The following is a 22,501-nucleotide window of genomic DNA, read 5'->3' as shown; positions in this document are numbered from 1 at the left end:
TGGGCATTATGCCATGGATGATAAAGGGGATGTCCCGAAAAAATTTGCCGCCGTGGCAAGGTTGGTTGCTCTGGATAGTGGCCGGATTCCGGGCCTCGGCTGATAATGGCCGGGGTCGACTTGACACCTGATTCAGGCCAGCCCGGTATGCGTCGTCACGCCCTATCGCTTCATTCCCCATCCGGACCCAGCCCGTGAAACCCTTATTCAGACTCCTGGCCCCCGTCATCCTGATCGCCCTCATCGCCATCGCCTGGTGGCTCTGGGGCCGGGCCGGCAAGGGTGACGCCGGTCTGACCCTCTACGGCAATGTGGATATCCGCGAGGTCGAACTGTCGTTCAGGCAGCCGGGACGCCTGGAGTCCCTGAGGTACGAGGAGGGCGAGAGGGTTCACCAGGGCGACCTGCTCGCGGAGTTGGACGAGCGCCCTTACCGGGATGCCCTGGCCGCCGCCGACGCAGCCTATCGGCGCGCCGAGGCCGAACTCGAAAAGCTGCGTCACGGCAACCGCCCCCAGGAGATCCGGCGCGCCGAGGCGGAGGTGAACCTCTTCACGGCCCTGGAGAAGCGTTTGGCCGCCGAACTCAAGCGACAACGTGAGTTGGCCGCCTCCGCCTTTGCCAGTCAGCAGGAACTGGACAAGATCCATGCGGATTACGACGAGGCGGTCGCCGGCCTCGTCATGGCCCAGCAGACGCACTCCCTGCAGCGGGAGGGTGCGCGCGCCGAGGACATCAGCGCCGCCGAGGCCAACCTCGCCAGCGCCGCCGCCGCCCGCGACCAGGCCCAGACCGCCCTGGATGACACCCGCCTGATTGCCCCCGCGGACGGCATCATCATGAGCCGGGTCCTGGAGCCGGGTAGCATGGTAACCAGCCAGACGCCGGTCTATACCCTTTCGCTGCCCGATCCCGTCTATGCGCGTGCCTACGCGGCGGAGCCCCAGCTTGGCCAGGTGGCGCCCGGGACCCCGGTACAGGTGACCACCGACAGCTCCAGCCAGGTGTACCGGGGCCACATCGGCTTCGTCTCGCCCAAGGCGGAATTCACGCCAAAAACGGTGGAGACGACCGCCTTGCGGACGGACCTGATCTATCGCCTGCGGATCATCATTCCCAAGAGCGACGAGGGGCTGCGGCAAGGGATGCCCGTCACGATTCAGGTAGCGGCCCCGGCCACCCCCGCAGGCCCGGGATCATGACATCGGCGCCCCCGGCGGCCGCGGTGCTGCTGGCAGCGGTTACCAAGCACTTTGGCGCGACCCAGGCCCTCAAGGGACTGACCACCGAGATCCACGCCGGCCGCCTCACGGGGCTCGTGGGCCCCGATGGGGCCGGCAAGACCACCCTGATGCGCCTGATGGCGGGCCTGATGGCGCCCACCTCTGGACGGATCGGCATCCTGGGACGGGATACGCAGCGCGATGCCGGGGACCTCGCCGCCCTCGTTGGCTACATGCCCCAGCGCTTTGGGCTCTACGAAGACCTGTCGGTGATGGAAAACCTGCGCCTCTATGCCGCCCTGCGCGGCATGGCCGCCCGCCAGCGCGACCAGGCCCTCGATCGGCTCCTGACCTTTACGCGGCTGGGTCCCTTCACCCCGCGGCTGGCGGGCAAGCTCTCCGGGGGCATGAAACAAAAACTCGGGCTGGCCTGCGCCCTGCTGGGCACGCCCCAGGTCCTGTTGCTGGACGAACCCAGCGTTGGCGTGGACCCCGTGAGCCGGCAGGACCTCTGGGACATGGTCGCGGCACTGACCGGCCAGGGCCTGGCGGTGGTCTGGGCCACCGCCTACCTGGACGAGGCCGAGCGGTGCGAGTCCGTGCTGCTGCTCAACGAGGGGGAACTGCGCTTTGCCGGCCCCCCCGCCGCCCTGACCGGGCGCATCAGCCACCGCTGCTTCCGGATACGGGCCCCCCGGGGCGATCGCCGCGCCCTGCTCCAGCAGGCCCTGAACCTGCCCTCCGTCTGCGATGGGGTGATTCAGGGCGAGGCGATCCGCCTCGTCCTGCGCCAGGATCAGTCCTCCGACAGCATCCAGGCCCTGGCCAGGGCGGCGGGGGCCCAACTGGAGGCCGTGACGCCCCGCTTCGAGGATGCCTTTGTCGATCTGCTGGGGGGAGGACCCGGTGGGACATCCGCCCTGGCGGAGCGCATGCCGCCCCAGGACCTGGGCCTGGACTACGCGGTCGAGTGTCGCCGCCTGACCAAGCGCTTCGGCGCCTTCGTGGCCACGGACGAGGTGACCTTCCAGGTGCGGCCGGGGGAGATTTTCGGTCTGCTCGGGCCCAATGGGGCGGGCAAGTCCACCACCTTCAAGATGCTCTGCGGCCTGCTCAAGCCCAGTTCCGGCGAGGCCCGGGTGGCGGGACTGGACCTGCGGCGCGCCAGCGGGCAGGCCAAGGGACGCCTGGGCTACATGGCCCAGAAATTCTCGCTCTATGGACTGCTCTCCATGCGGCAGAACCTGGCGTTTTATGCCGGGGTCCAGGGTCTGGAGGGCCCCCTGAAACGGGAGCGCATCGCCGAGATGGTGGAGACCTTCCAGCTCGCCGCCTTCCTCGACCGGGCCCCGGAAGAACTGCCCCTGGGGTACAAGCAGCGGCTGGCCCTGGCCTGCGCCCTGATGCACCGCCCGCCCGTCCTCTTCCTCGACGAACCCACCTCGGGGGTGGACCCCCTCACCCGCCGGGAATTCTGGACCCACATCAACGGCCTGGTGCGCAAGGGCGTGACGGTGATGGTGACCACCCACTTCATGGACGAGGCCGAATACTGTGACCGGATCGCCCTCATGGTCCAGGCGCGGGTCATTGCCCTCGACACCCCGGACGCCCTCAAGGCCGCGGTGGCCTTGCACCCGGGGGAGGAACCGACCATGGAGCAGGCCTTCATTCGCCTCATCGAGAGGACGGACGCGACCCTGGCGGCGGCCCCCCGGCGGGAGGCGGCATGAGCGCGCCCACCCCCTGGTCATCCCAGGGCTTTTCCGGGAGGCGACTCCTGGCCCTGGTACGCAAGGAGGGGCTGCAGGTGGTGCGCGACCCATCCGCTATTCTGATTGCTTTCGTACTGCCCGTGATCCTGCTGTTTCTCTTTGCCTATGCCGTCTCCCTGGACATCCGCCAGGTCCCCATCGGCCTGGTGCTGGAGTCGGAGGATCCCAGCGCCCAGTCCCTGGCCGCGGCCTTTTCCGGGACCCGCTACTTCCAGGTGACACCGGCCCGGGACCGGCGCCAGGTGGCCGGCGCGGTGGCGGCGGGCGATCTGAAGGGCTTCGTGGTGATTCCCGCGGACTTCGCGCACCGCCTCGCCGAACCGCTGGCGGGGCCCCTGGTGGAGGTCATCACCGATGGTTCCCAGCCCAATAACGCCGGGTTCGTCGCCCATTATGCCGAGGGGGTGGTCCTGGGCTGGGCCCAGGCCGAGGGCTTGGTGCCCGCCCCCCGGGTGGATTTACAGCCACGCTTCTGGTTCAACCCGGAGATCGAGAGCCGCCGCTTCCTGGTGCCCGGTGCCATCGCCATCATCATGACCATGATCGGCACCCTCCTAACCGCCCTGGTGCTGGCCCGCGAATGGGAACGGGGCACCCTGGAGGCCCTCTTCTCTACCCAGGCCCGGGTAGCCGAGATCCTCATCGGCAAGTTGCTGCCCTATTTTGGTCTAGGCCTGCTGGCCACCCTGGGTTCGGCGGCGCTCGCCATCAGCGTTTTTGGCCTGCCTCTCCAGGGCTCCTGGGGGACCCTGCTCCTGGTGTCGGCGGTCTTCCTGGTGCCCGCCCTGGGTCAGGGGCTGGTGATCTCGGCAATCACCAAGAACCAGTTCATCGCGGCCCAGGTGGCCCTCTTCACGGGCTTTCTGCCGGCCTTTCTACTCTCGGGTTTTCTGTTTGAGATCGACTCCATGCCCGCCCCAATCCGCGCCATCAGCCTGATCGTCCCGGCCCGCTATTTCATCGCCTCCTTGCAGACGGTCTTTCTGGCGGGGGACACCTGGCCGGTGCTGGTGCCCAACATGGCGGCCATGCTAACGATTGGCGCGGTATTTTTCGCGCTGGCGCGGCTCAAGACCCGCAAGAGCCTGGACGCCTGACGCGGGAGCCCTTACCGATGAACCTGATCCCGCCCCGCCTGCGCGCCCAGATCGTCAAGGAACTGTTGAGCATTCTGCGCGACCCGCGCGCCCGCTTCATCCTGATCGGCCCGCCCCTGCTCCAACTGCTGGTCTTCTCCTTCGCCGCCACCCTGGAGGTCAGCAACGCCACCCTCGCCGTTTACGACCGCGATGGGGGCCGCTGGGCCCAGGAATTGGTGGCGAGCCTGGGGGCCGCCAGTTTCGTGGGCACCCTGCGCCAGGTGAATAGCCGGCAGGCCCTCCACGCAGCCATCGAACGGCGGGAGGCGATCCTGGCCTTGGAGATTCCCGACACCTTCTCGCGCCAGATGACGTCCGGGGAGCCCGCCGCGCTCCAAGCCATCGTCGATGGCCGGCGGGCCAACTCCGGCCAGGTGGCCCTGGGCTATGTCGAGGAGGTGGCATCCAATCTGGGGGCGGCCTTCGCGCCCGCCGCGCGACAGCCCCCGGTGCGCATCAGCATCCGGCACGCCTACAACCCCAACCTCATCTATCAGTGGTTCGTGGTGCCCAGCCTGGCGGGCATTCTGGTGATGGTCGTCTCCCTCACGGTCACGGTCCTATCCATCGCCCGTGAGCGGGAGTTGGGGACCTTCGATCAACTGCTGGTGTCGCCCACCACCTCCACCGAGATCATCCTGGCCAAGACGGTGCCCGCCCTCCTAATCGGCGGCACCTTGGGCCTCCTCATGGTCACGGCGGGGATCGCGGGCTTTCGCGTCCCCTTCCAGGGTTCGCTCCTGGCCCTCGCCGCCGCCATGCTCCTCTTCATCCTCTCGATCGTCGGGGTGGGGTTGATGATCTCCGCCATCAGTGCCACCCAACAACAGGCCATCCTGGGCGCCTTCGCGGTCGTGGTGCCCATGATCCTGATGTCCGGCTTCGCCACCCCCGTGGAGAATATGCCCCCTGTGTTGCAATGGCTGGCGGAAGGCATCCCCCTCAAGCACTTCCTCATCATTGTCCAGGGCTCCTTCCTCAAGGGCATGCCCCCCGGGGAGGTCTGGAGCCATGCCTGGCCCCTGATCATCATCGCCCTGGTCACCCTGGGGCTGGCCACCCTGCTGGTGCGCAGTCGGCTGCAATGACAGGGATATTTCCTGATCTTCAGCCCTGACCCCGAGCCAGTCAGTCCAGGGCCTCGCGGTCAGCCGCCCTGTCGCGCCTGGAAGTCATGGGCGAAGCTTTCCAGCCGGCCGGCCGCGATGGCTGACCTTAGGTCGGCCATCAGGGTCTGGTAGTAGCGCAGGTTGTGGATAGTGTTGAGCCGCGCCCCCAGGATCTCGTGGCAGCGATCCAGATGGTGCAGATAGGCGCGGCTATAGTTCCGGCAGGTATAGCAGTCGCAGTCCGGGTCCAGGGGGCCCGTATCGGTGCGATGGCGGGCGTTGCGGATGCGCACCACCCCGGCATGGGTGAAGAGGTGGCCGTTGCGGGCGTTGCGGGTAGGCATGACGCAGTCGAACATGTCGATGCCGCGCATCACCGCCTGGACGATATCGGCTGGGGTGCCGACCCCCATGAGATAGCGCGGCCGGTCCGCCGGCAGGCGGTCGGCGAGGAAGTCCAGGACCCTCAGCCGGTCCGCCTCGGGCTCCCCCACCGAGAGGCCGCCAATGGCGTAGCCGTCGAAGCCAATCTCGGCCAGGCCCGCCAGGGACTCGGCGCGCAACGCCTCGTACATACCGCCCTGGACGATGCCAAAGAGGGCCGCGGGGTTTTCGCCATGGGCCGCCTTGCTGCGCGCCGCCCAGCGCAGGGAGCGCTCCATGGAGGCTCGGGCCTGCTCCGGGGTCGCCGGATAGGGGGTGCAGTCGTCGAAGATCATGACGATGTCGGACCCCAGGGCGCGTTGCATGGCCAGGGATTCCTCGGGGCCCATGAAGACCCGGCTGCCGTCGATGGGTGAGCGGAAATGGACGCCCTCCTCCTTGATGCGGCGCAGCTTACCCAGGCTGAAGACCTGGAAGCCGCCCGAGTCGGTGAGGATGGGCCCGGGCCAGTGCATGAAGTCGTGCAGGTCGCCATGGCTGGCGATGACCTCGGCGCCAGGGCGGAGCAGGAGGTGAAAGGTGTTGCCGAGGATGAGCTGGGCGCCGACCTGCCGCAGCTCCTCCGGGGTCATGGCCTTGACGGTACCGTAGGTGCCCACCGGCATGAAGGCCGGCGTCTCCACCACCCCGCGGTCAAAGGTCAGGCGCCCGCGGCGGGCCTGGCCATCGTTTGCCAATCGCTGAAATTCCATCCTATTTCATCTCCTCGGTCGCGCCATAGCCAGCGCCTTGCCGCTCCCCCTCGTCACTGCCCTGCCCCACCGCCCGTCCCCTCAGCCAGCGCGCCAGACCATGCAGGTCGGCGATTTCCACCAGGGGCGGCTCCAGATCCACCGGCCAGGTCTGACCGTAGCGATTGACCCAAAGCACCGCCAGGCCGTGATCCCGCGCCGCCTGCACATCGTAAACCGGGTGATCCCCGATGTGCAGGGCCTGGTGCGGCGCCAGGCCTGCCCAGTCGAGGGCTGCCTGGAAAAGGGCAGGATCGGGCCGGGCCGCACCCACCGCGGCGGCGGTCAGTGATCGATGAAAGAGGCCGCGCAGGGGGGTGCGGTCGATGTCTGAGTTACCGTTGGTCACGGAAACCAGCCGGTAGTCCGCCGCCAGGGCGCGCAGGATCGGGATGACGTCCGGATAGGGCTCAACCTGGTTACGGTGCTCGAGAAACACCGCCATGCCCTCCGCCGCCAGGGCGGGATCATGGCCAAACTCCGCCAGCAGGATCTCCAGGGAGGTGCGCCGCACCACCGTCACATCGTGGGCAATGGCCGGGCATTGCGTCATCAGGTCGCGCCGATGGGCCCGCAAAGCCTCCAGATCCATGGCTTGCGCCAGGGCGGGCGCCCGCTCGGCAAGCCAGGCGAACATGGCGGCCTCGGCGCGCTGAATAGGCTCCAGACAGGGCCAGAGGGTGTCGTCCAGGTCCAGGGTGATGAGTTCGATCGGGTGCGGAGTCACGGGCAAGCCTGTGCATGCTACAAGGTGCCACCATTTTGCCCCAAGCGGGCGGTTGCGGAAATCCGCCAGGGCTAACTGACGGTCTTTAGCCACGCCCCGCCAGCCAGGACGAACTCCTGCTGGATAGCCTTGACAACCGGGCGGGACCGCCCAACTCGGGGCTTAGGCTGCGCCCCGGATCGGCCAGGTGGTGATCCACATCCCCCAGCCCCTGCTCGGGAAGGCGACGGCCCGGGTGGGCCGCAAGATCTTGGTCCGCGCGCCTAACCCTCCCGCGGCCAACAGGGGGCTTGACGCTTAATTCATGGCGTTATTGCACATAGCGACACCAGAAGGGATAGATCATACCCTGGTTGTTTGACGGGATTAAGGGCGTCGGCTAGACTCGGGAAAAGATAATGAGGCAAGGACTAATCCTGCTGGTGTGCGTTCTCCGGTACGACAACGAAAGCGGAAAGGGTGACCACCGGCATTGGAATGAGGCGGAATCTGGATATGTGTTCTTAGACCCAGACAGGCTATTGGTGGGTTTCCAAGCAGATATCGACAAGCAGATATCGAGAGGTGGAACCATGAAAACGGTCATTCTTGAAGTCAGGTCCCCCAAGGAAGCCATGGCTGGGTTTTCGCAAGCCTGGAAGTCGAACAAGGCCCAAAGGGCAACACGCATCAGTTTTTCGTCCCCCGAGTTGCTTTGGAAAGTGCTAACGGCGAAGCGCTGGGAGTTGCTGAAGGCACTGTGTGGAACCGGGCAGATTTCCATCCGCGAGGCTACCCGGCGAGTTGATCGAGACGTAAAGGGAGTTCACGGTGATGTGGTCGCGTTGATTGAGGCGGGACTTCTCAACCGTACCGCTAACGGCGGCATAGAGTTTCCCCATGAGGCGGTGAAGGTAGAGTTTCTGCTTCAAGCGGGGTGATAGTCGGTGGCCGAACAATTCGCTTCAGGCCGATGTCCCTGACAGGCCGCGGCCTGATCTCAAATGTCGCTATTATTCCGCACCATCACAATTTTGGCAATATTAAGGCAATATTATGGATTGGTCGACAGCCATCAATAACCCGTTCTTGAAAGACCTTCCCTTTAAGATTGAGCTTGATAAATGGGGCAAGATTCTCATGAGCCCCGCGACCAATAACCATGGAAGTCTACAATTTGAAACCGGCGCCAGGATTAGAGATGCCAAGAAGGGCAAAGGTAAAGTAATTACTGAATGCTCGATTCAAACAAGCGAGGGGGTAAAAGTTGCCGATGTTGCGTGGGCATCGGATTCATTTATTGATAAATTCGGATTTGAAACGCCTTATAAACGTGCCCCGGAGATATGTGTGGAAGTCGTTTCTCCCTCAAATTCCCAGGGAGAGATCGATGAAAAAATAGCATTATATTTATCAAAGGGAGCGCATGAAGTTTGGATCGTCAGCGAAGACGGTAGGACCCAATACTATACCTATGAAGGTGAAATTGAATGTAGCGAGGAAATCGGCGGCTAACGAATAAGGACAAGGGGCTTGATTTCCCATCGCCACCACCGAAATGGGGATAAATTTTCCTCCCCACTTCCCGAGGTCCAAATGTTCACTTTTCGTCGCCAGATTCAGTTACCTGCCCCCGGCGAGGCCCTGCCCGGCCGCGACCAAGTCATGACGGTGACCAACCGCCACTGGGTGCATGGGCGCCCCCTGCTGCCGCCTTTCCCAGCGGGACTGGAACTGGCCCTCCTGGGTCTCGGCTGCTTTTGGGGGGCGGAGCGGCGTTTTTGGCAACTCGAGGGCGTCTGGACCACCGCCGTGGGTTATGCGGCGGGCTTCACCCCCAACCCCCATTATGAGGAGGTCTGCTCCGGCATGACCGGCCACAACGAGGTGGTGCGGGTGGTCTTCGATTCGGCCAGGATCGGCTACGAGCAGGTGCTCAAGACCTTCTGGGAGTCCCACAATCCCACTCAGGGTATGCGCCAGGGCAATGACGTCGGCACCCAGTACCGGTCCGGCATCTATTACACGAGCGAGGCTCAGCGCCTGGCCGCCGAGGCCAGCCGGGAGCGCTTTGCCACGGCCCTGGCCGCTAACCGGCGGGGCACCATCACCACCGAGATCCTGCCCGCGCCGGAGTTCTACTATGCCGAGGATTACCACCAGCAGTACCTGGCCAAGAATCCGGGCGGTTACTGCGGTCTGGGTGGCTGCGACGTGGCCTATCCGGGTTGAAAGAGTTTAAGCTTTACCCCGTTTGGCGAGATCACACGCAACGACCTTGGGTTTTCGGCTTGCGACGCCCGTACAATGGCGACTTCAGGATTCTTGCCCTTAATGACCCCCGCGAACTGACCTGTGACCAAGACAACCTGATGGCACCTGGCTAAGAGAGCCGAGCCCCCCACAAAGGCCGGGTCTTGGCGGATCACTGCCCTCCATATACTAACCTCCGCAACCACAGACGCGCCCATGAACGACACCAACGATTTCGCGGCCCTCCTGGCCGAATTCGACCAGACCCATAATGCAGCCGCCGAGAAGGGCGCCAAGCCCGGCGACCAGGTCAAGGGCCGGGTGGTGGCCATCACCGAGGACCAGGTCTTCATCAATCTGGGTGGCAAGGCCGAGGGCATCATGGACGCCGCCTCCCTGCGCGACCCGGAGGGTCAAGTGACCGTCGCGGTAGGCGACGAGGTGACGGCGACGGTCGCGGGGATCGAGGAGGACGGCACCCTGCGCCTGGGCAATCAGCAGGCCCGTCAACTCCATGGCGTGGCCGAACTGGAACAGGCCTATCGCGAGCAATTGCCCGTCCATGGCCGGGTGACGGCCGTGGTCAAGGGTGGCTTCGAGGTCCAGATCGCGGGCCAGCGCGCCTTTTGCCCGGCCTCCCAAATGGATCTGCGCTTCATCGAGGACCTGTCGGAGTTCATCGACCAGCACCTGGACTTTCGCATTACCAAATACGAGGGTGGCCGCCACATCAATCTGGTGGTCTCCCGCCGGATGCTGCTCGAAGAGGAGCAACGCCTGCGCGCCGAGGCCATCCGCGCCAGTCTCAAGGAGGGCGCCGTGCTCCAGGGCACCGTCACCTCCCTCCAGGACTATGGCGCCTTCGTCGATTTGGGCGGCCTGGAGGGCATGATCCACATCAGCGAGCTGGCCTTCCACCGGGTCAAGCACCCCAGCGAGATCCTCAGCGTCGGCCAGCCGCTGGAGGTCACGGTGCTGCGGGTCGACAAGACCGACAATCCCAAGCGCCCGGAAAAGATCGCCCTCTCCATCCGCGCCCTGTCCCAGGATCCCTGGACCGAGGTGGCCCAGCAATTCCCCGTTGGCTCCCGGGTCCAGGGCCACGTCACCCGGCTGCAGCCCTTCGGCGCCTTCATCGAACTGGCCCCAGGCCTGGAGGGCCTGGTCCACATCAGCGAACTGGGTACCGGCAAGCGTATCGGCCATCCCCAGGAGGTGCTGAGCCCCGGCCAGAAGGTCGAGGCCAGCGTCCTCGCCATCGACCGGGAGCAACGCCGCATCAGCCTGACCCTGGACGAGGCCAAGGCCGCCGAGGCCGCGCCGGACCTGGCCAGTTACGCCCCCGGCGTCAAGACCACGACCGGCGATCTGGGCAGCTTTGGTGCCCTGCTCAAGCAGAGCATGGCCAAGCCCCGCTGATCCCCTGGCCCGGGCTTTAGTCCCTCTGGATAGCCCCGACGCTCTGGCGTCGGGGCCAGTTCGACGGTAGGCGGCGGCGCCTCAACCAACACCGCAACCCTCTCGCCCCATCCCCCAAAATTTTTTGGCGATCACCCCTTGACGCCTGCCGTTCCGGTACTATTTTTCACTTCGAGGATGCTCCCCGGAGGTCCTCGCAACCGCGTGATCCATCCTGGATACGCTCACTGAAAACATATTGCTCATTGAGGATATGACCATGTCAAACATCGACTTCTCTCCCCTCTTCCGCTCCATGATCGGCTTCGATCGGCTATCGTCCGCCCTGGAGACCGCCTATCGCTCCGAACCGGGCGGTTATCCTCCCTACAACGTGGAGGTTAGCGGCGAGAGCGACTACCGCATCACCATGGCCGTCGCCGGCTTCTCGCCGGGCGAGCTCGCTCTGGAGGTCAAGGAGAACATCCTGACGGTCTCCGGCTCACGGGCCGAGGATGAAAAGGAAAGCCGTTTCCTCTACCGGGGAATCGCCAATCGGGGCTTCGAGCGCAAATTCCAGCTTGCGGATTATGTCCGGGTGGTAGATGCTCGACTCGAGAATGGCCTTCTGCATATCGAGCTGCGCCGTGAAATCCCCGAGGCCATGAAGCCCCGCAAGATCGAGATCCGGGGTGATGCTGGACCCCTCTTGGAAGGTGAGAAGCTCAGGGCCGTCGCCTGAGCGACGCGACGCCGGACCTGATGTCCGGTAATCTCTGACGACAGGCCGGGTATCCCCCGGCCTTTTTGTTGATTTCAACCCGATTCAAGTGCCCCCCATGAAAGCCATCGGTTATCAAGCGTGCCTGCCGATCCAAGATCCATCCTCCCTGGTGGACATTGACCTGCCCGTGCCCGTGCCCGGCCCGCGGGATCTGCTGGTGGAGATCGAGGCCATCTCCGTCAACCCCGTGGATACCAAGATCCGCCAGCGCGCGGCCCCACCCCCGGGCGAATACCGGGTCCTGGGCTGGGATGCCTCCGGACGGGTCCGCGCCGTGGGCGCCGAGGTGACCCTCTTCAAACCGGGCGACGAGGTCTGGTATGCCGGGGCTCGCGATCGGCCCGGCAGCAACGCGGAAATGCAATTGGTGGACGAGCGCCTCGCCGGCCACAAACCCCGAAGCCTGAGCCATGCCGAGGCGGCGGCCCTGCCCTTGACCCTGATTACCGCCTGGGAACTCCTCTTCGAGAGGCTTCAGGTCGCCCGCCGGACATCCGGCGAGCCCGGGGCGGGGGGGGAGGCCCTCCTGATCATCGGCGCCGGTGGTGGCGTGGGCTCCATCCTCACCCAACTGGCCCGCCAACTCACGGGCCTGACCGTCATCGGCACCGCCGCCCGGCCCGAGACACGACAATGGGTCCAGGACCTGGGGGCCCACTTCATCGTCGATCATAACCAACCACTGGCGCCCCAGTTGGCGGCCATCGGCCATCCCCGGGTCCGCTATATCGCGGGCCTGACCCAGACCGAGCAGCATCTGGCGGCCATCATCGCGGTCATCGCCCCCCAAGGCCGCTTCGCCCTCATCGACGACCCGCGCCAACTGGACATCATGCCCTTCAAACAGAAGTCCGTCTCTATCCATTGGGAATTCATGTTTACCCGCAGCCTGTTCTCCACCCCCGACCTCCAGGCTCAACACCAGATCCTGGAAGAGGGGGCCGGCCTGGTCGATCAGGGCCTTATCAGAACGACCCTGGCTAGCCACTTCGGGCTCATTGACGCCAGTAACCTGCGGCGGGCCCATGCCCAGATCGAGAGCGGCCAGTCCCGGGGCAAGATCGTTCTAGAAGGCTTTGGGGCCTGATTTTTCAGTCGGCACGCCCCCTGCGCCACCACCCTCTAGTTATACCGAACACGCAGGCGTTACCGGTCCGCAGGGACGGGTGGCGGCGGGTGGGGGTGTCGACAGCAGGGATGCTGTCGCCAAGCCTACAGGGACGTATTCACGGCGTCCCCCAACCGCCGCCACCCGACCCTGCTGCTCTGGGCTTTAAGAGTGACGAAGGGCTCTAAGGAAAAAATCTTGCGAAATTCTTCGGAATTCGGCATCATTAACTCCGTGCAGTGTTATCTTGTAGTGTTCCGGTAGTACCTCCTCCCCGTAGTGCGTGGCAGATTCTTCCGTGATTACCTAACACTTGTCTGCATATACACACGTTTAGTTCAATCCAGAGATTTACCGTAATGGCTATAGGCACAGTTAAGTGGTTCAGTGACGAAAAGGGCTTTGGCTTCATCGCCCCTTCCGACGGCAGCAAGGACGTCTTCGTCCATCACAGCGCCGTTCAGGGTAGTGGCTTCAAGTCGCTGGCCGAGGGTCAAACCGTTTCCTACAACGTTGAGCAAGGGCAGAAAGGCCCGAGCGCGACCAACGTCATACCCCAATAAATCCAGGGGGGCCTAGGCCCGCTACCTGGTAAGAAGAAAGCCCCGCCCTCAAGCGGGGCTTTTGCATTTCAAGGCCTTCACACCCAGAGGGAGCGGCCCTCCCTGGCCAGACGGGTCTCGGTCGCGCCTAAGCCTTGCGGCTCCTGTCGGGGTTATGGTTATGCCGCCCCATTGGCAACCAGCACGGCCATGCCGCGGCTCTCCACGCGATAGCGGTGGCTATCCAAGAGTGGCTTCAGCGCATCCAACTCCTGAATAACCTCGTCACCCGCCTTACCCGTATCGACAAAATCGCACCAGGCACCCTCGTCAAGGTGAGGCAACTCGAAGTCGTGAGCCTCCCAATGGGCATTTGCCATGAGGAAGATATCCTCGGCGCGGCCGCCCGGGGCATTGCCCCTGAGATTCATGGCCAGACTACGCGAGTCATGGCTCCAGTCCGGCTCTCCGATCCTTAAGCCGTGCCAACGAATCTCGGCACCCCGCTCCCAGTCCAGCCAACTGATGCGGTTGTCGCTGTTGCCAGGCTGCCCACCCTACCCGACTCCCCCCGGATGAAACGGCGGATGTCGTCGCGGAACCGGCCATTCCATTCCGCCCAGCGCCCCCAGTTAGGGAAACTGCCCACCTGGTTGCAGTTGATGGTATTGCCGCACCCGGAAAAATTCATGTAGCCGCCATCGCTTCATCGTTGGGGATCCCCCGCTATATGTTCGCATGGAGGGGCGGGCCTGTGGTGCGGATATTCACACCCAGGGCCACCCATTCCCTGACGAGGCAGGTCACGGGGCTTGACAGAGGCCCGATCGACGATTATTGTGCACTGCAACAATTGCTGCACTGCACCAATTGCCCACTTACCCGTCTACTTTGGAGATTAACCATGAACACGACCGAAACCTTAAACACCGTCAAAGATCTTTCCATCAAGGGCATGGAGCGGATGAACAGCCTGAATGAGCTGAACATGAGCCTCTTCGAGCGCATGGCCGCCCAGCAGATGGACGCCCTGAAGATGCTGATGGAGCACGGCAAGCGCACCATGACCCTGGCCACCGACGCCAAAAGCTACAACGCCTTTCTGAAGGGCCAGATCGAGGCCGCCAAGGGCCTGAGTGAGCAGGTGATGGCCCAGTCTAAGGCCAGCATGACCCTGGCGGGTCAGGTCAAAGAGGACTACCGGTCCTGGTACATGAGTAACCTGGCCGAAGTCAGCGCCGACCTGCGCAAGGTCGTCCCCGCCATCTAAGTGGTTACCTGAATGCCACGGGGGGTTACCTGAATGCCACGGGGTCCAGGGAAGGACCCGCCCGCCCGCCCCTGACGCCAGGATCAAGGAGCAGCGGCGAACTTGAGGCCAAGAATCCCGACCAGGATGAGGCCGACGAAGAAGAAGCGCGCCAGGGTCGCCGGCTCGCTGAACAGCCAGATGCCCAAGAGAAAGGTGCCTACCGCGCCAATGCCAGTCCAAACCGCATAGGCCGTCCCCATGGGAATGGTCCTTTGCGCCAGGAGGAGCAAGGCCCCGCTCGCCACCATACAAAGGACGGCGAAGCCGATCCAAACCCAGCGCGGACCCGCTGCCGTCATCCCATACTTGAGACCGACGGGCCAGCCCCATTCAAAAATCCCCGCCACGACCAGATAGACCCAAGCCATAGTTTCGCCTTCCGATGTCAGCCAGGGTACGCAACCCTTGGGGACATGATACCCACTTGATCAATCCGCAGGTTATAGCCGTAAGCGGTACTCCCGCGACAGGTGCCGGAGGACTGGCCCCCGGTCAAAAAAGCAGTTTCTATCCCTATCAATATATTAGTGCTTGCTTATATACCGATATTCCCCCATACTCTAGTCAGTCCCAATGAAGATGTCGTTAGGTAACCCTTTCTTCAGGCGGAAATTTTCAGGAGATGATTCACATGAACTTTGACACTTTGACTCTCGGTGGCCTTGTGCTCGCCTTCCTGGCGGCTGGCCTGATGATCGCCATACAGCGCAATAACGAGAAGCTATCGGAACTGCATCGCCGTATGCGCGGGTGCGGGACCTGTTGAGCACCGCTTACCCAACCCACTAACAGGAACCCTCCGAGGAGGGCGCCAGCCAGATGGGCTCCCTGCCCCCCAGACCGCCTGCACGGCCATCGGCCTTCAGGCGGTTTTTTTATGACCGGCCAAACATGACCATCCCTTTTATGGGCACAACCACCCTGGCAAAAGGCAGGCACTGGTTTGGGACAACCTCCGTTCATCGGCTAATCTTCGATTGCTAGCAGTCAATCACCTACTCACTGGAGTCATCGATGAAGACCTCGACCCCTATCCCCGCGCTAACCACCATCATCCTCGCCACCGCCTTGACCCTGGCCGCCCCCTTGGTCCTGGGCCGAGGCGACCCCCAACTGGGCCGGCTGTTATGCGGGCCTCAACGCGGGCTATGTCTGGTCGAATGTCTCGGGTGACTTTTTGGGATATGCCAGGGAACCCTGGGTGTCTTACGACATCGGTTCAGCCACCCTGACGGGCGGGCGGGGCTGTCGGTGGTCAACTTGACTGCGACTACCAGAGGGGCAAGATCGTCATCGGAGGTCGCGTCGCCATGGACTGGTCGAATACCTCCGGCAGCCATGTTTTCCGCGATGGTTCGTCGCCGCAAGCGCTCGGCATTTCTCGGGGAGCGCAGCAGGTGAGCCGTTTCAACCAGGCTTTCCAACTCATCCGCGGCAATCATGGCCACGTCGCCGCCGGAGCGGCGGCGAAGAAGCCGATCGCCTCGCGCGGGTAGTCAAGAGTGAGGTTTTTTTAAATTCAGGTCGTCACCGCCTGGCGGGTGGTCGCCCCCTCTCCCCGGCCCTCCCCCGCCAGGGGGGAGGGGGCTACGACCACGCCGACCCGGCAATAGCCCGGGGCAGTGGTTGCTCCAGCTTATTGCGCACCGCCGCCAGGGTCGGCGCCAGGCCGTCGGTCTTCACCATCTCCAGCACCTGGCGCACCTTGTCTGGCTGCTGGCGGCCTGCTCCAAGGGATTGGCCTTGCCGAAGTCGACCAGCATGCGTTCGGTGCCAGCGGAGATCAGCGAGCGGCAGGTCCGGATCAAGACTTGTCCGGCGCCGGCGCGCGGACTCGGGGCTTCGACCACTGCGATGGGGCCGTTCTGCATGTTCTGGAGAATCTGTTTCATCACAATCCAAGCAGCAGTTTCGCAACCTTGCCGGCGAAAAACCGCTCGCTCCACAATTTCAGTCCAGCCTGCTCGGGCGCCGCCAGGAACGGCGCCACATCCCGGGCGGCCGTCGGCCAGTCGATCGCCTGAATGCGCGCGATCAAGGCTGACTCCAACCAGACTCGATCCAGCTTCACCCCCTGCTCCTGCCACGGGCCGTACTGATCGAGCGCGGCGGCAAGATGCGGAAGATTCGGTGTCACGCCCTGGGCGACGTACCAGCCAAAATCGAACCAATCCCGACCCTTGAGGTAGGGACGGCAGAGGAGGGCATGAAGCTTCAAGGCGAAATTGCTCGCCAGATCCTGGGTGCACAGCTCGAAGTCGAGCGGGAAGTCGAGATAGTGGTAGTCGAATCCGGAACCGGCCGGTGGACGGGTATCGATCTCCAGCTTGATCTTGAGTTTACGCCTCGTCTCGCCGCGATAGAACGACAGATCGAGCTGGCGCGCGATGGAGTCGTCCTTGCAGGGTGTCGATCAGGGTGCGTAGGCGCCGATGCCGATAGACGGGTTGCAAGGCGTCCAAATCATCGGCGCGTAGCCCGCTCAGGTCATCCGGGTCGATACGCAGACTGCGCAGCAGATCGGCGAGTCCCGGCCAATCCGCTTTGAACAGGCCGCAGCGATCCAGCAGGGCGCGCCAAGGGCGGGCCACGAGTGCCGCCTGTCCATCGAGGACGACCCGCTCGACCCCTTCGAGAAAGTAGCCCGGATTCAGCGCCAGAGGCTGGAATAGAAAGGTTCCAAGATCGGGAGCCGTCATTTCGTCGCGCCGCCGACCAGCTTTCATTTTTTGAAAGTTTCCAGCATTTTTGCGGGTATCGGCGCATCGGCCTGACGGTGGTGGGTGGGAGCCGTCTCGGTCGCCCTATGATTTGCGCAATAACTGTTCCAAGGCGGCGACGATCCGCTCGCCGGTGTGTCCATCCCACAACGGCGGGATACCGCCCGTCTGCCATTCCCCCGCAAATAACCGATCCAGCACCGGCCCCAGCCGCTCCGGATCCGTACCTACCAACAGTTTAGGTGTACAGCAACCGACGGCCTTTGGCTTGAGGAATCGGATCCCCAAACTCCGCGGCGGTATCGATCCACAGCCGGATGGCCTCCTGCGCAGTGGCCAAGGCGGACTCGTAGGCATCCCCATGCGCCATACAGCCAGGGCCGCAGCCCCAGAAGGGCATAGCGCACCCACAGCATCAGGCCGACCAGGCTCCAAGTGTGGCAGATCATGCCCTCAAGGTGCATTTTGTGTCGATTTTCGACCGGGATTATAACGCCTTGATGGTAATCACCAACGACAGGTCCAACTCGGCATGCTCCGCCATCAGCGCCTGGGCGACATCCGCCATGGCGGGAGTCGGCTCCGCGATGAACCGGGTCAGCCACGCCTCCCCCGCCAGGTGCCGGTACTCCGCCCTCACCTCCGCCCGGTCGAACTCCTGGGCGAAGAGATCAGCGATCCATTGAAAAGGCTGTGACATGCGCACCTCCCCAAAAAACCGCAGGAACCGCGGATAGCTGCCGGCCACCTCACGGGACTACCTGAGCCAGCACCGCCCGCAGGGAGGCCTCATCACGCGGGTCCAATGCGGCGCGCAACCCCGCGAGGGCCGCCTGCAACCGTACGGATTCGACCTCCCCCGCCTGGCGCGCGACGCGAATCTTGGGATGCGGTGTGGGGGCGTAGGCCTCGGAGGCATAGAACAGCTCCTCGTAGAGCTTTTCCCCCGGTCGCAGGCCGGTGAATTCGATCTTGATGTCACGACCGGGTTCCCGCCCCGACAGCCGAATCATCTGCTCCGCCAGATAGCGGATCTTCACCGGCTCACCCATGTCCAGCACGAAGACCTCGCCGCCCTGGCCAATCACAGCCGCCTGCATGATCAACTGGCAGGCTTCGGGGATGGTCATGAAAAAGCGCTCGATGTCCGGGTGAGTGACGGTCACCGGACCGCCGCTTTCAATCTGGCGCTGAAAGCGCGGCACCACGCTACCGGCGGAGCCCAGCACATTACCAAAGCGCACAATCATGCAGCGACAGTCGGAATGGCGATCCCTATCCAGACACAACAACTCGGCGAAACGCTTGCTGGCCCCCATGATATTAGAAGGGTTCACCGCCTTGTCGGTCGAAATCAGCACAAAGCGCTCGCAACGCCAGCGATCCGCCGCCGCCAGCATCACTTGGGTGCCGAGCACATTGTTGTCCAAGGCCGCGGCCACCTGATCCTCCAGCAAGGGCACATGCTTGTAAGCCGCGGCATGGAAGACCACCGCCGGCCGGGTCTCCTTAAACAGCGCTTCGACCGCGGCGACGTTGGTCACATCCACCAGGCGCCGCGTCAGGGGCGGCGGATCGGCACCCTCCAACAGCTCCATTTCGATCTGGTAGAGGTTGAACTCAGCATGATCCACGAGCACCAACTGGGCCGGCCGCAGGCGCCGTAACTGCCGGCACAGTTCAGAACCGATAGACCCACCAGCCCCGCTGACGAGTACCACCTGGTCCTTCAGCCCCACCCGTATGCCCTCCCAATCCAGGGTCACCGGGTCACGTCCCAGCAGGTCTTCCAGGGACACGGGCCGTAATTGGTGCACCGCCACCTGACCCGCCAGGAGTTCCCTGACCTGGGGCACGGTACGGAACGGCTTGCCCGCCGCCTCGCACAGGCCCACCAGGCGCCGCATCTCGCGCGCCGTGGCACTGGGGATGGCCAGCAGGATGAGGTCGATGCCATAAATCTCGACCAAGCTGGGTAATGCCTGGCAGGTGCCACGGATGGGCACGCCATGGACAACGCCGCCCTGGCGGCGCGGCAGATCATCAACAAAGGCTACCGGGACATAACCGGCGTGATGATCACGCAACAGGTCACGCACCAGCATCTCCCCGGCCCGCCCGGCGCCGACGATCAGGACGCGCTGCCCACCGCTGAAATCCAGACGCCGATCCTTGAGCCAGCGATAGAAGAGGCGCGGCCCCGCCAGCAGCAGGACCTGAAAGATCACGAACAGCAAGGGCAACGACCGCGGCACATAGGCCATGCGGTTGAAGACGAACAGCAAAAATAACAGCAGGGTGGTACCGGTCGCCACTGCCTGACCGATGCGCACCAGATCGGTCAGGGAGGCAAAACGCCAGACGCTGCGATAGAGACCAAAGGCCCAGAAGGAGGCCCCCATCACCCCCATCACCAGGGGCAGCATGGTCACCGCCTCGGTGATGAACTCCGGCGGGATGTAGGCCAGATTGAAGCGCACCCAATAGGTTAGCCCCCAGGCCACCGGGATCATCAGCAGATCGTGCAGGAAGACCAGCAGTCGCGAGCGGGCGCGCTGAAACCAAGGCATCATGGGCGGGGGCTAAAAATAGGGCGCCAACTCAGCCGGCGGCTTGGGCAGGCCCTTAAACCACTTCCAGGCTATCTGGCTCTTGGGGAAGAGGATGATCCAGATGGTGGCGATGATGATCAGAAAGTAATTCCTGGCCGTATGGTGCTCGATATACCAGCGCTCCACCTCGCCCTTGTAGGGCATGATCACCAGGTCATAGAAGGCCACCGGGTCGGCGGCGTCCTTCATCATCTTCTCCTCGCCACGGAACAGGATAGGACCCATCCCCGACAAGCCAGGACGAACCTTGCTCAGCTCGCGTTGAATCTCCTCGGCATAGGCGGCAAAGCAACGTGGCGTTTGGGGTCGCGGCCCCACGATACTCATGTGGCCCAGCCACACATTGATCAACTGCGGCAACTCATTGATCTTGCTTTTGCGCAGCCAGCGCCCGACCGGCAACACCCGCGGGTCGTTGTGGAGGGTCAGTTCGCCCGTACCGATGTTCGGGCTATTCTTGAGCATGGTCGCAAATTTCAGCAGATCAAACAGCTTGCCATCCTTGCCCACGCGCGGTTGGCGGAAAAAGACCTCGCCCTCCCCCGTAAAGCGCAGGATTGGGATCACAATGATCCAGAGCGGCAACACCCAAGAGATAAAAATGGTCGCCAGGATAAGATCGGCGATTCGGGTACCGTCGAATTTAGCCATCACATCTTGTCATCCAAAAACTTGCCCAGTTCCCTGTGCCCAAACTCGGGGATCATAGTGTGAAACAGCTCCACCAGCTCGTCGCGCTCCCAGATACCCTGGGCCTTTAAGGCGGCGATGCGTTCCAGGAACAGTTCCAGTTTGGCGGGCTCAAACTCAGGCGCGTTCTTGATGACGCCGATGGTCGCGAAACGGTCCAGGTCCAGGGTTTCGCGCTCGGTATAAAACTCCTCGAAATCCTTCTCGCCCGTGGTATCGCTGGCAAAGAAATAGCAAGGCCACTGCTTCCGGGCCAGGCGCTCGGCCACGCAGTCCCGCGCCTCGTCCTCGCTGGCGCAGAGGTAAGGCTCGTAGCCCAAGGCGTGCAGGTAGCGCACGGCGATCTCGCTGAAGGTAATGAGGTGCAGCTTCTCGCTCAGCTTGGGGAAGAAGATGTCGCGGTTCTCCCCCAGCAGGCAGGACAGCAGGCACAGCTCGCCGGACTCCTGGGGGGTGACGAAATAGCGCCGCACGTCGTTGGGTGCCGAAAAGGGCTGGCGCTTGGCAAAGCGCTGGTTGAAGCCGTGCAACAGGGAGCCGTCGGAGAAGGCGACGTTGGCGAAGCGCGCCGTGGAGATCGGCAGCCCCAGGCTCGCCCGCATCAGGAACATCTCCATGATGCGCTTGCTGGCGCCCATCATATTGGCCGGGTTGGCGGCCTTGTCGGTGGACACGCAGAAATACTTGCGGGCGCCCCCCGCTTGGGCCTGCGCTAGGGCGGCGATGGTGTTGAGGATGTTGACATCCACCATCCGCATCAGCGTGAACGGGTCCTTCTCGCTGCGCACATGCTTGAGGGCTGACAGATTCAGCACATAATCATAGCCTCCCGCCCAGCGCAGCAGGGCGCCAAATTCCACCGAACCGCAGTCGATAGCAAAGGTGCGGAAGTCCCCCTCGATGTAGCCCAGGGTGCTGCGGATATCGCGCACCAGTTCCACCAGATTGTTTTCGCTGATGTCCACCACATGCAGCACCCGGGGCCGGCGCTTGAAGATCTCCCGCGCCACCGCCTGGCCGATGGACCCGGCGCCACCGATGACCAGGAAGCGACTGGTTTTCACCCGCTCCGACAGCAGGGCTTCATGGCGGGTCAGGTCCGCCTCGAACAGCGCCTGATCCCGGCCGATCAGTTGCAGGACATCATACATAAGGGAACTCCAAGGCACTCACGTGCCAAAGGATAAATTTGAGGTAGCCGGTACGATCGTTCTTGCGCAGCCAATCCAGATCTTCCTGTGCGTTTTCAAGAATTCGAACTTTGTAAGTCATGGAATATCTGTTCAACGGTTGGCAGGTCAGACAAACGTCCAGCATCGCGCTGCGCAGGGCCGGCCAGCAACGCATCTAAAGCACGTCGATCACTCAGCAGTCCCAGCGTTTCGCGCATTGCATCGAATTCATCCTGGGGAATGAGCACCACCGCACCGCAATCCGAAACGATGGCCGCTTCTTCATGATCCCGTACGGCCATGGCAATGACCTCGCCTAAACCAGCCGCTGCTTGTTGTACCGAATAAAATTGCATTTTCAACGACCTTAAGACTCGTTAGGATCGACGCCTAGACCTTGCGGCATCTTGATCATCATTGCCGCGCAGCCTCAATGCCTGCGCCTTCAGTCATCACCCCCTCCGGCACGCTGGAGGGCAGATTCACCACCCGCGATTCCAACTAGAGGGAATTGGCCGACCCATCATGCTGGCAATCGGCATACATGGCAAGCGGTGCATCAGCCGCCAGATAGGCTGGGTCATGACCCCCCGGCCATTGGTATCGTGTCCAGCCCCGTGTGATCAGGTACCGGGACCCAGGAGAATTCACCCCGCAAACAGCGGCCCACCCGCAGGCTCGGCACCAAGGTCAAACCCTAGTGTCAGGCCGGTTGCGATCAACGGCGGTGCCGGGAAGAGTACCCCAAACGCAAAAAAACCTGACCGTAGCCAGGTTCTTGCG

25 protein-coding genes and 2 pseudogenes are annotated in these 22,501 nt (G+C 63.3%); 14 read left to right on the top strand and 13 right to left on the bottom strand.

Features of this window, described 5'->3' with window-relative positions:
* Positions 1 to 179: 179 nt before the first annotated feature.
* From hlyD to IPN92_04335, 4 genes are read left to right on the top strand one after another with little or no spacing between them, the layout of a single operon-like run.
* On the top strand, positions 180 to 1,202 hold the full coding sequence (gene hlyD / locus IPN92_04350; protein MBK8637534.1) for a secretion protein HlyD: 1,023 nt from the start codon (positions 180 to 182) through the stop codon (positions 1,200 to 1,202).
* On the top strand, positions 1,199 to 2,956 hold the full coding sequence (locus IPN92_04345) for an ABC transporter ATP-binding protein (protein MBK8637533.1): 1,758 nt from the start codon (positions 1,199 to 1,201) through the stop codon (positions 2,954 to 2,956). The genes hlyD and IPN92_04345 overlap by 4 nt, the downstream gene beginning before the upstream one ends.
* On the top strand, positions 2,953 to 4,095 hold the full coding sequence (locus IPN92_04340; protein MBK8637532.1) for an ABC transporter permease: 1,143 nt from the start codon (positions 2,953 to 2,955) through the stop codon (positions 4,093 to 4,095). Before IPN92_04345 ends, IPN92_04340 begins: the two co-directional genes overlap by 4 nt.
* A 17-nt stretch (positions 4,096 to 4,112) precedes the next feature.
* Complete coding sequence (locus tag IPN92_04335) at positions 4,113 to 5,225, top strand: ABC transporter permease (protein ID MBK8637531.1); 1,113 nt, start codon at positions 4,113 to 4,115, stop codon at positions 5,223 to 5,225.
* Positions 5,226 to 5,284: 59 nt separating this feature from the next.
* Here the strand turns inward: IPN92_04335 and tgt are convergent, their stop codons facing one another.
* On the bottom strand, positions 5,285 to 6,382 hold the full coding sequence (tgt, locus tag IPN92_04330) for a tRNA guanosine(34) transglycosylase Tgt (GenBank protein ID MBK8637530.1): 1,098 nt from the start codon (positions 6,380 to 6,382) through the stop codon (positions 5,285 to 5,287).
* A 1-nt stretch (position 6,383) separates the two neighbouring features.
* The gene (locus tag IPN92_04325; protein ID MBK8637529.1) at positions 6,384 to 7,148 is read right to left on the bottom strand and encodes an HAD family hydrolase; all 765 of its coding nucleotides are present in this window, start codon (positions 7,146 to 7,148) and stop codon (positions 6,384 to 6,386) included.
* 572 nt (positions 7,149 to 7,720) lie between these two features.
* On the opposite strand from IPN92_04325, the gene IPN92_04320 reads away from it, so the two are divergent.
* The 7 genes from IPN92_04320 (at position 7,721) to IPN92_04290 (ending at position 13,233) form a co-directional block, all read left to right on the top strand.
* Positions 7,721 to 8,068, top strand: coding sequence for a DNA-binding protein (locus tag IPN92_04320; GenBank protein MBK8637528.1), 348 nt, complete (start codon positions 7,721 to 7,723; stop codon positions 8,066 to 8,068).
* Between the two features lie 115 nt (positions 8,069 to 8,183).
* Positions 8,184 to 8,642 (top strand): Uma2 family endonuclease, encoded by a 459-nt coding sequence (locus IPN92_04315; GenBank protein MBK8637527.1) that lies wholly within the window; start codon positions 8,184 to 8,186, stop codon positions 8,640 to 8,642.
* Positions 8,643 to 8,723: 81 nt separating this feature from the next.
* Positions 8,724 to 9,359, top strand: a complete 636-nt coding sequence (gene msrA / locus IPN92_04310) for a peptide-methionine (S)-S-oxide reductase MsrA (GenBank protein ID MBK8637526.1) — start codon at positions 8,724 to 8,726, stop codon at positions 9,357 to 9,359.
* A 237-nt stretch (positions 9,360 to 9,596) separates the two neighbouring features.
* Positions 9,597 to 10,799, top strand: coding sequence for a 30S ribosomal protein S1 (gene rpsA / locus IPN92_04305; protein ID MBK8637525.1), 1,203 nt, complete (start codon positions 9,597 to 9,599; stop codon positions 10,797 to 10,799).
* Between the two features lie 259 nt (positions 10,800 to 11,058).
* A complete protein-coding gene (locus IPN92_04300; GenBank protein ID MBK8637524.1) occupies positions 11,059 to 11,520 on the top strand; it encodes an Hsp20 family protein in 462 nt (153 codons plus the stop codon).
* 97 nt (positions 11,521 to 11,617) lie between these two features.
* Positions 11,618 to 12,649: a zinc-binding alcohol dehydrogenase family protein gene (locus IPN92_04295; protein ID MBK8637523.1), complete on the top strand. Its 1,032-nt coding sequence runs from the start codon at positions 11,618 to 11,620 to the stop codon at positions 12,647 to 12,649.
* A 380-nt stretch (positions 12,650 to 13,029) separates the two neighbouring features.
* Complete coding sequence (locus IPN92_04290; protein ID MBK8637522.1) at positions 13,030 to 13,233, top strand: cold-shock protein; 204 nt, start codon at positions 13,030 to 13,032, stop codon at positions 13,231 to 13,233.
* A gap of 158 nt (positions 13,234 to 13,391) precedes the next feature.
* Here the strand turns inward: IPN92_04290 and IPN92_04285 are convergent, their stop codons facing one another.
* Entirely contained in the window at positions 13,392 to 13,643 is a 252-nt protein-coding gene (locus tag IPN92_04285; protein MBK8637521.1) for a hypothetical protein, read from the bottom strand.
* Between the two features lie 473 nt (positions 13,644 to 14,116).
* Here IPN92_04285 and IPN92_04280 point away from each other — a divergent pair, with 473 nt between their 5' ends.
* Positions 14,117 to 14,482: a phasin family protein gene (locus IPN92_04280; GenBank protein MBK8637520.1), complete on the top strand. Its 366-nt coding sequence runs from the start codon at positions 14,117 to 14,119 to the stop codon at positions 14,480 to 14,482.
* 83 nt (positions 14,483 to 14,565) lie between these two features.
* Here the strand turns inward: IPN92_04280 and IPN92_04275 are convergent, their stop codons facing one another.
* A complete protein-coding gene (locus IPN92_04275; GenBank protein MBK8637519.1) occupies positions 14,566 to 14,892 on the bottom strand; it encodes a multidrug efflux SMR transporter in 327 nt (108 codons plus the stop codon).
* 646 nt (positions 14,893 to 15,538) lie between these two features.
* On the opposite strand from IPN92_04275, the gene IPN92_04270 reads away from it, so the two are divergent.
* Positions 15,539 to 15,697 (top strand): hypothetical protein, encoded by a 159-nt coding sequence (locus IPN92_04270; protein ID MBK8637518.1) that lies wholly within the window; start codon positions 15,539 to 15,541, stop codon positions 15,695 to 15,697.
* Positions 15,698 to 15,834: 137 nt separating this feature from the next.
* Positions 15,835 to 16,020, top strand: a complete 186-nt coding sequence (locus IPN92_04265) for a hypothetical protein (GenBank protein ID MBK8637517.1) — start codon at positions 15,835 to 15,837, stop codon at positions 16,018 to 16,020.
* A gap of 95 nt (positions 16,021 to 16,115) precedes the next feature.
* Here IPN92_04265 and IPN92_04260 read toward each other — a convergent pair.
* The 9 genes and pseudogenes from IPN92_04260 to IPN92_04220 all read right to left on the bottom strand — a co-directional run bounded on the left by IPN92_04260 (position 16,116) and on the right by IPN92_04220 (position 22,080).
* Positions 16,116 to 16,416 (bottom strand): annotated as a pseudogene (locus tag IPN92_04260) (dehydrogenase).
* A pseudogene (locus IPN92_04255) lies at positions 16,416 to 16,925 on the bottom strand (nucleotidyl transferase AbiEii/AbiGii toxin family protein). Before IPN92_04255 ends, IPN92_04260 begins: the two co-directional pseudogenes overlap by 1 nt.
* Positions 16,864 to 17,250 (bottom strand): hypothetical protein, encoded by a 387-nt coding sequence (locus IPN92_04250; protein ID MBK8637516.1) that lies wholly within the window; start codon positions 17,248 to 17,250, stop codon positions 16,864 to 16,866. Before IPN92_04250 ends, IPN92_04255 begins: the two are co-directional and overlap by 62 nt.
* A 232-nt stretch (positions 17,251 to 17,482) precedes the next feature.
* Complete coding sequence (locus IPN92_04245) at positions 17,483 to 17,644, bottom strand: type II toxin-antitoxin system HicB family antitoxin (protein MBK8637515.1); 162 nt, start codon at positions 17,642 to 17,644, stop codon at positions 17,483 to 17,485.
* A gap of 87 nt (positions 17,645 to 17,731) precedes the next feature.
* The gene (locus tag IPN92_04240) at positions 17,732 to 17,944 is read right to left on the bottom strand and encodes a hypothetical protein (GenBank protein ID MBK8637514.1); all 213 of its coding nucleotides are present in this window, start codon (positions 17,942 to 17,944) and stop codon (positions 17,732 to 17,734) included.
* 49 nt (positions 17,945 to 17,993) lie between these two features.
* Positions 17,994 to 19,817, bottom strand: a complete 1,824-nt coding sequence (locus tag IPN92_04235; GenBank protein ID MBK8637513.1) for a polysaccharide biosynthesis protein — start codon at positions 19,815 to 19,817, stop codon at positions 17,994 to 17,996.
* Between the two features lie 9 nt (positions 19,818 to 19,826).
* A complete protein-coding gene (locus IPN92_04230; protein ID MBK8637512.1) occupies positions 19,827 to 20,507 on the bottom strand; it encodes a sugar transferase in 681 nt (226 codons plus the stop codon).
* Positions 20,507 to 21,697, bottom strand: a complete 1,191-nt coding sequence (locus IPN92_04225) for a UDP-N-acetylglucosamine 4,6-dehydratase (GenBank protein MBK8637511.1) — start codon at positions 21,695 to 21,697, stop codon at positions 20,507 to 20,509. Before IPN92_04225 ends, IPN92_04230 begins: the two co-directional genes overlap by 1 nt.
* 95 nt (positions 21,698 to 21,792) lie before the next feature.
* Positions 21,793 to 22,080 (bottom strand): hypothetical protein, encoded by a 288-nt coding sequence (locus tag IPN92_04220; GenBank protein ID MBK8637510.1) that lies wholly within the window; start codon positions 22,078 to 22,080, stop codon positions 21,793 to 21,795.
* Between the last annotated feature and the right edge of the window lie 421 nt (positions 22,081 to 22,501).

It is taken from the genome of Chromatiaceae bacterium (assembly GCA_016714645.1).
In the GTDB taxonomy this organism is placed as follows: domain Bacteria; phylum Pseudomonadota; class Gammaproteobacteria; order Chromatiales; family Chromatiaceae; genus M0108.
This window is presented reverse-complemented; position numbering and strand designations above follow the sequence as displayed.

Excerpts from the sequence above, each read along its gene's own strand:
- msrA (MBK8637526.1), top strand. The coding sequence starts at position 8,724 with ATGTTCACTTTTCGTCGCCAGATTCAGTTACCTGCCCCCGGCGAGGCC.
- IPN92_04300 (MBK8637524.1), top strand. The coding sequence starts at position 11,059 with ATGTCAAACATCGACTTCTCTCCCCTCTTCCGCTCCATGATCGGCTTC.
- IPN92_04320 (MBK8637528.1), top strand. The coding sequence starts at position 7,721 with ATGAAAACGGTCATTCTTGAAGTCAGGTCCCCCAAGGAAGCCATGGCT.
- IPN92_04235 (MBK8637513.1), bottom strand. The coding sequence starts at position 19,817 with ATGATGCCTTGGTTTCAGCGCGCCCGCTCGCGACTGCTGGTCTTCCTG.
- IPN92_04345 (MBK8637533.1), top strand. The coding sequence starts at position 1,199 with ATGACATCGGCGCCCCCGGCGGCCGCGGTGCTGCTGGCAGCGGTTACC.
- tgt (MBK8637530.1), bottom strand. The coding sequence starts at position 6,382 with ATGGAATTTCAGCGATTGGCAAACGATGGCCAGGCCCGCCGCGGGCGC.
- IPN92_04340 (MBK8637532.1), top strand. The coding sequence starts at position 2,953 with ATGAGCGCGCCCACCCCCTGGTCATCCCAGGGCTTTTCCGGGAGGCGA.
- IPN92_04225 (MBK8637511.1), bottom strand. The coding sequence starts at position 21,697 with ATGTATGATGTCCTGCAACTGATCGGCCGGGATCAGGCGCTGTTCGAG.
- rpsA (MBK8637525.1), top strand. The coding sequence starts at position 9,597 with ATGAACGACACCAACGATTTCGCGGCCCTCCTGGCCGAATTCGACCAG.
- IPN92_04275 (MBK8637519.1), bottom strand. The coding sequence starts at position 14,892 with ATGGCTTGGGTCTATCTGGTCGTGGCGGGGATTTTTGAATGGGGCTGG.
- IPN92_04240 (MBK8637514.1), bottom strand. The coding sequence starts at position 17,944 with ATGTCACAGCCTTTTCAATGGATCGCTGATCTCTTCGCCCAGGAGTTC.
- IPN92_04230 (MBK8637512.1), bottom strand. The coding sequence starts at position 20,507 with ATGGCTAAATTCGACGGTACCCGAATCGCCGATCTTATCCTGGCGACC.
- IPN92_04250 (MBK8637516.1), bottom strand. The coding sequence starts at position 17,250 with ATGAAAGCTGGTCGGCGGCGCGACGAAATGACGGCTCCCGATCTTGGA.
- IPN92_04290 (MBK8637522.1), top strand. The coding sequence starts at position 13,030 with ATGGCTATAGGCACAGTTAAGTGGTTCAGTGACGAAAAGGGCTTTGGC.
- IPN92_04265 (MBK8637517.1), top strand. The coding sequence starts at position 15,835 with ATGGACTGGTCGAATACCTCCGGCAGCCATGTTTTCCGCGATGGTTCG.
- IPN92_04270 (MBK8637518.1), top strand. The coding sequence starts at position 15,539 with ATGAAGACCTCGACCCCTATCCCCGCGCTAACCACCATCATCCTCGCC.
- IPN92_04280 (MBK8637520.1), top strand. The coding sequence starts at position 14,117 with ATGAACACGACCGAAACCTTAAACACCGTCAAAGATCTTTCCATCAAG.
- IPN92_04315 (MBK8637527.1), top strand. The coding sequence starts at position 8,184 with ATGGATTGGTCGACAGCCATCAATAACCCGTTCTTGAAAGACCTTCCC.
- IPN92_04245 (MBK8637515.1), bottom strand. The coding sequence starts at position 17,644 with ATGCCCTTCTGGGGCTGCGGCCCTGGCTGTATGGCGCATGGGGATGCC.
- IPN92_04285 (MBK8637521.1), bottom strand. The coding sequence starts at position 13,643 with ATGAATCTCAGGGGCAATGCCCCGGGCGGCCGCGCCGAGGATATCTTC.
- IPN92_04335 (MBK8637531.1), top strand. The coding sequence starts at position 4,113 with ATGAACCTGATCCCGCCCCGCCTGCGCGCCCAGATCGTCAAGGAACTG.
- IPN92_04295 (MBK8637523.1), top strand. The coding sequence starts at position 11,618 with ATGAAAGCCATCGGTTATCAAGCGTGCCTGCCGATCCAAGATCCATCC.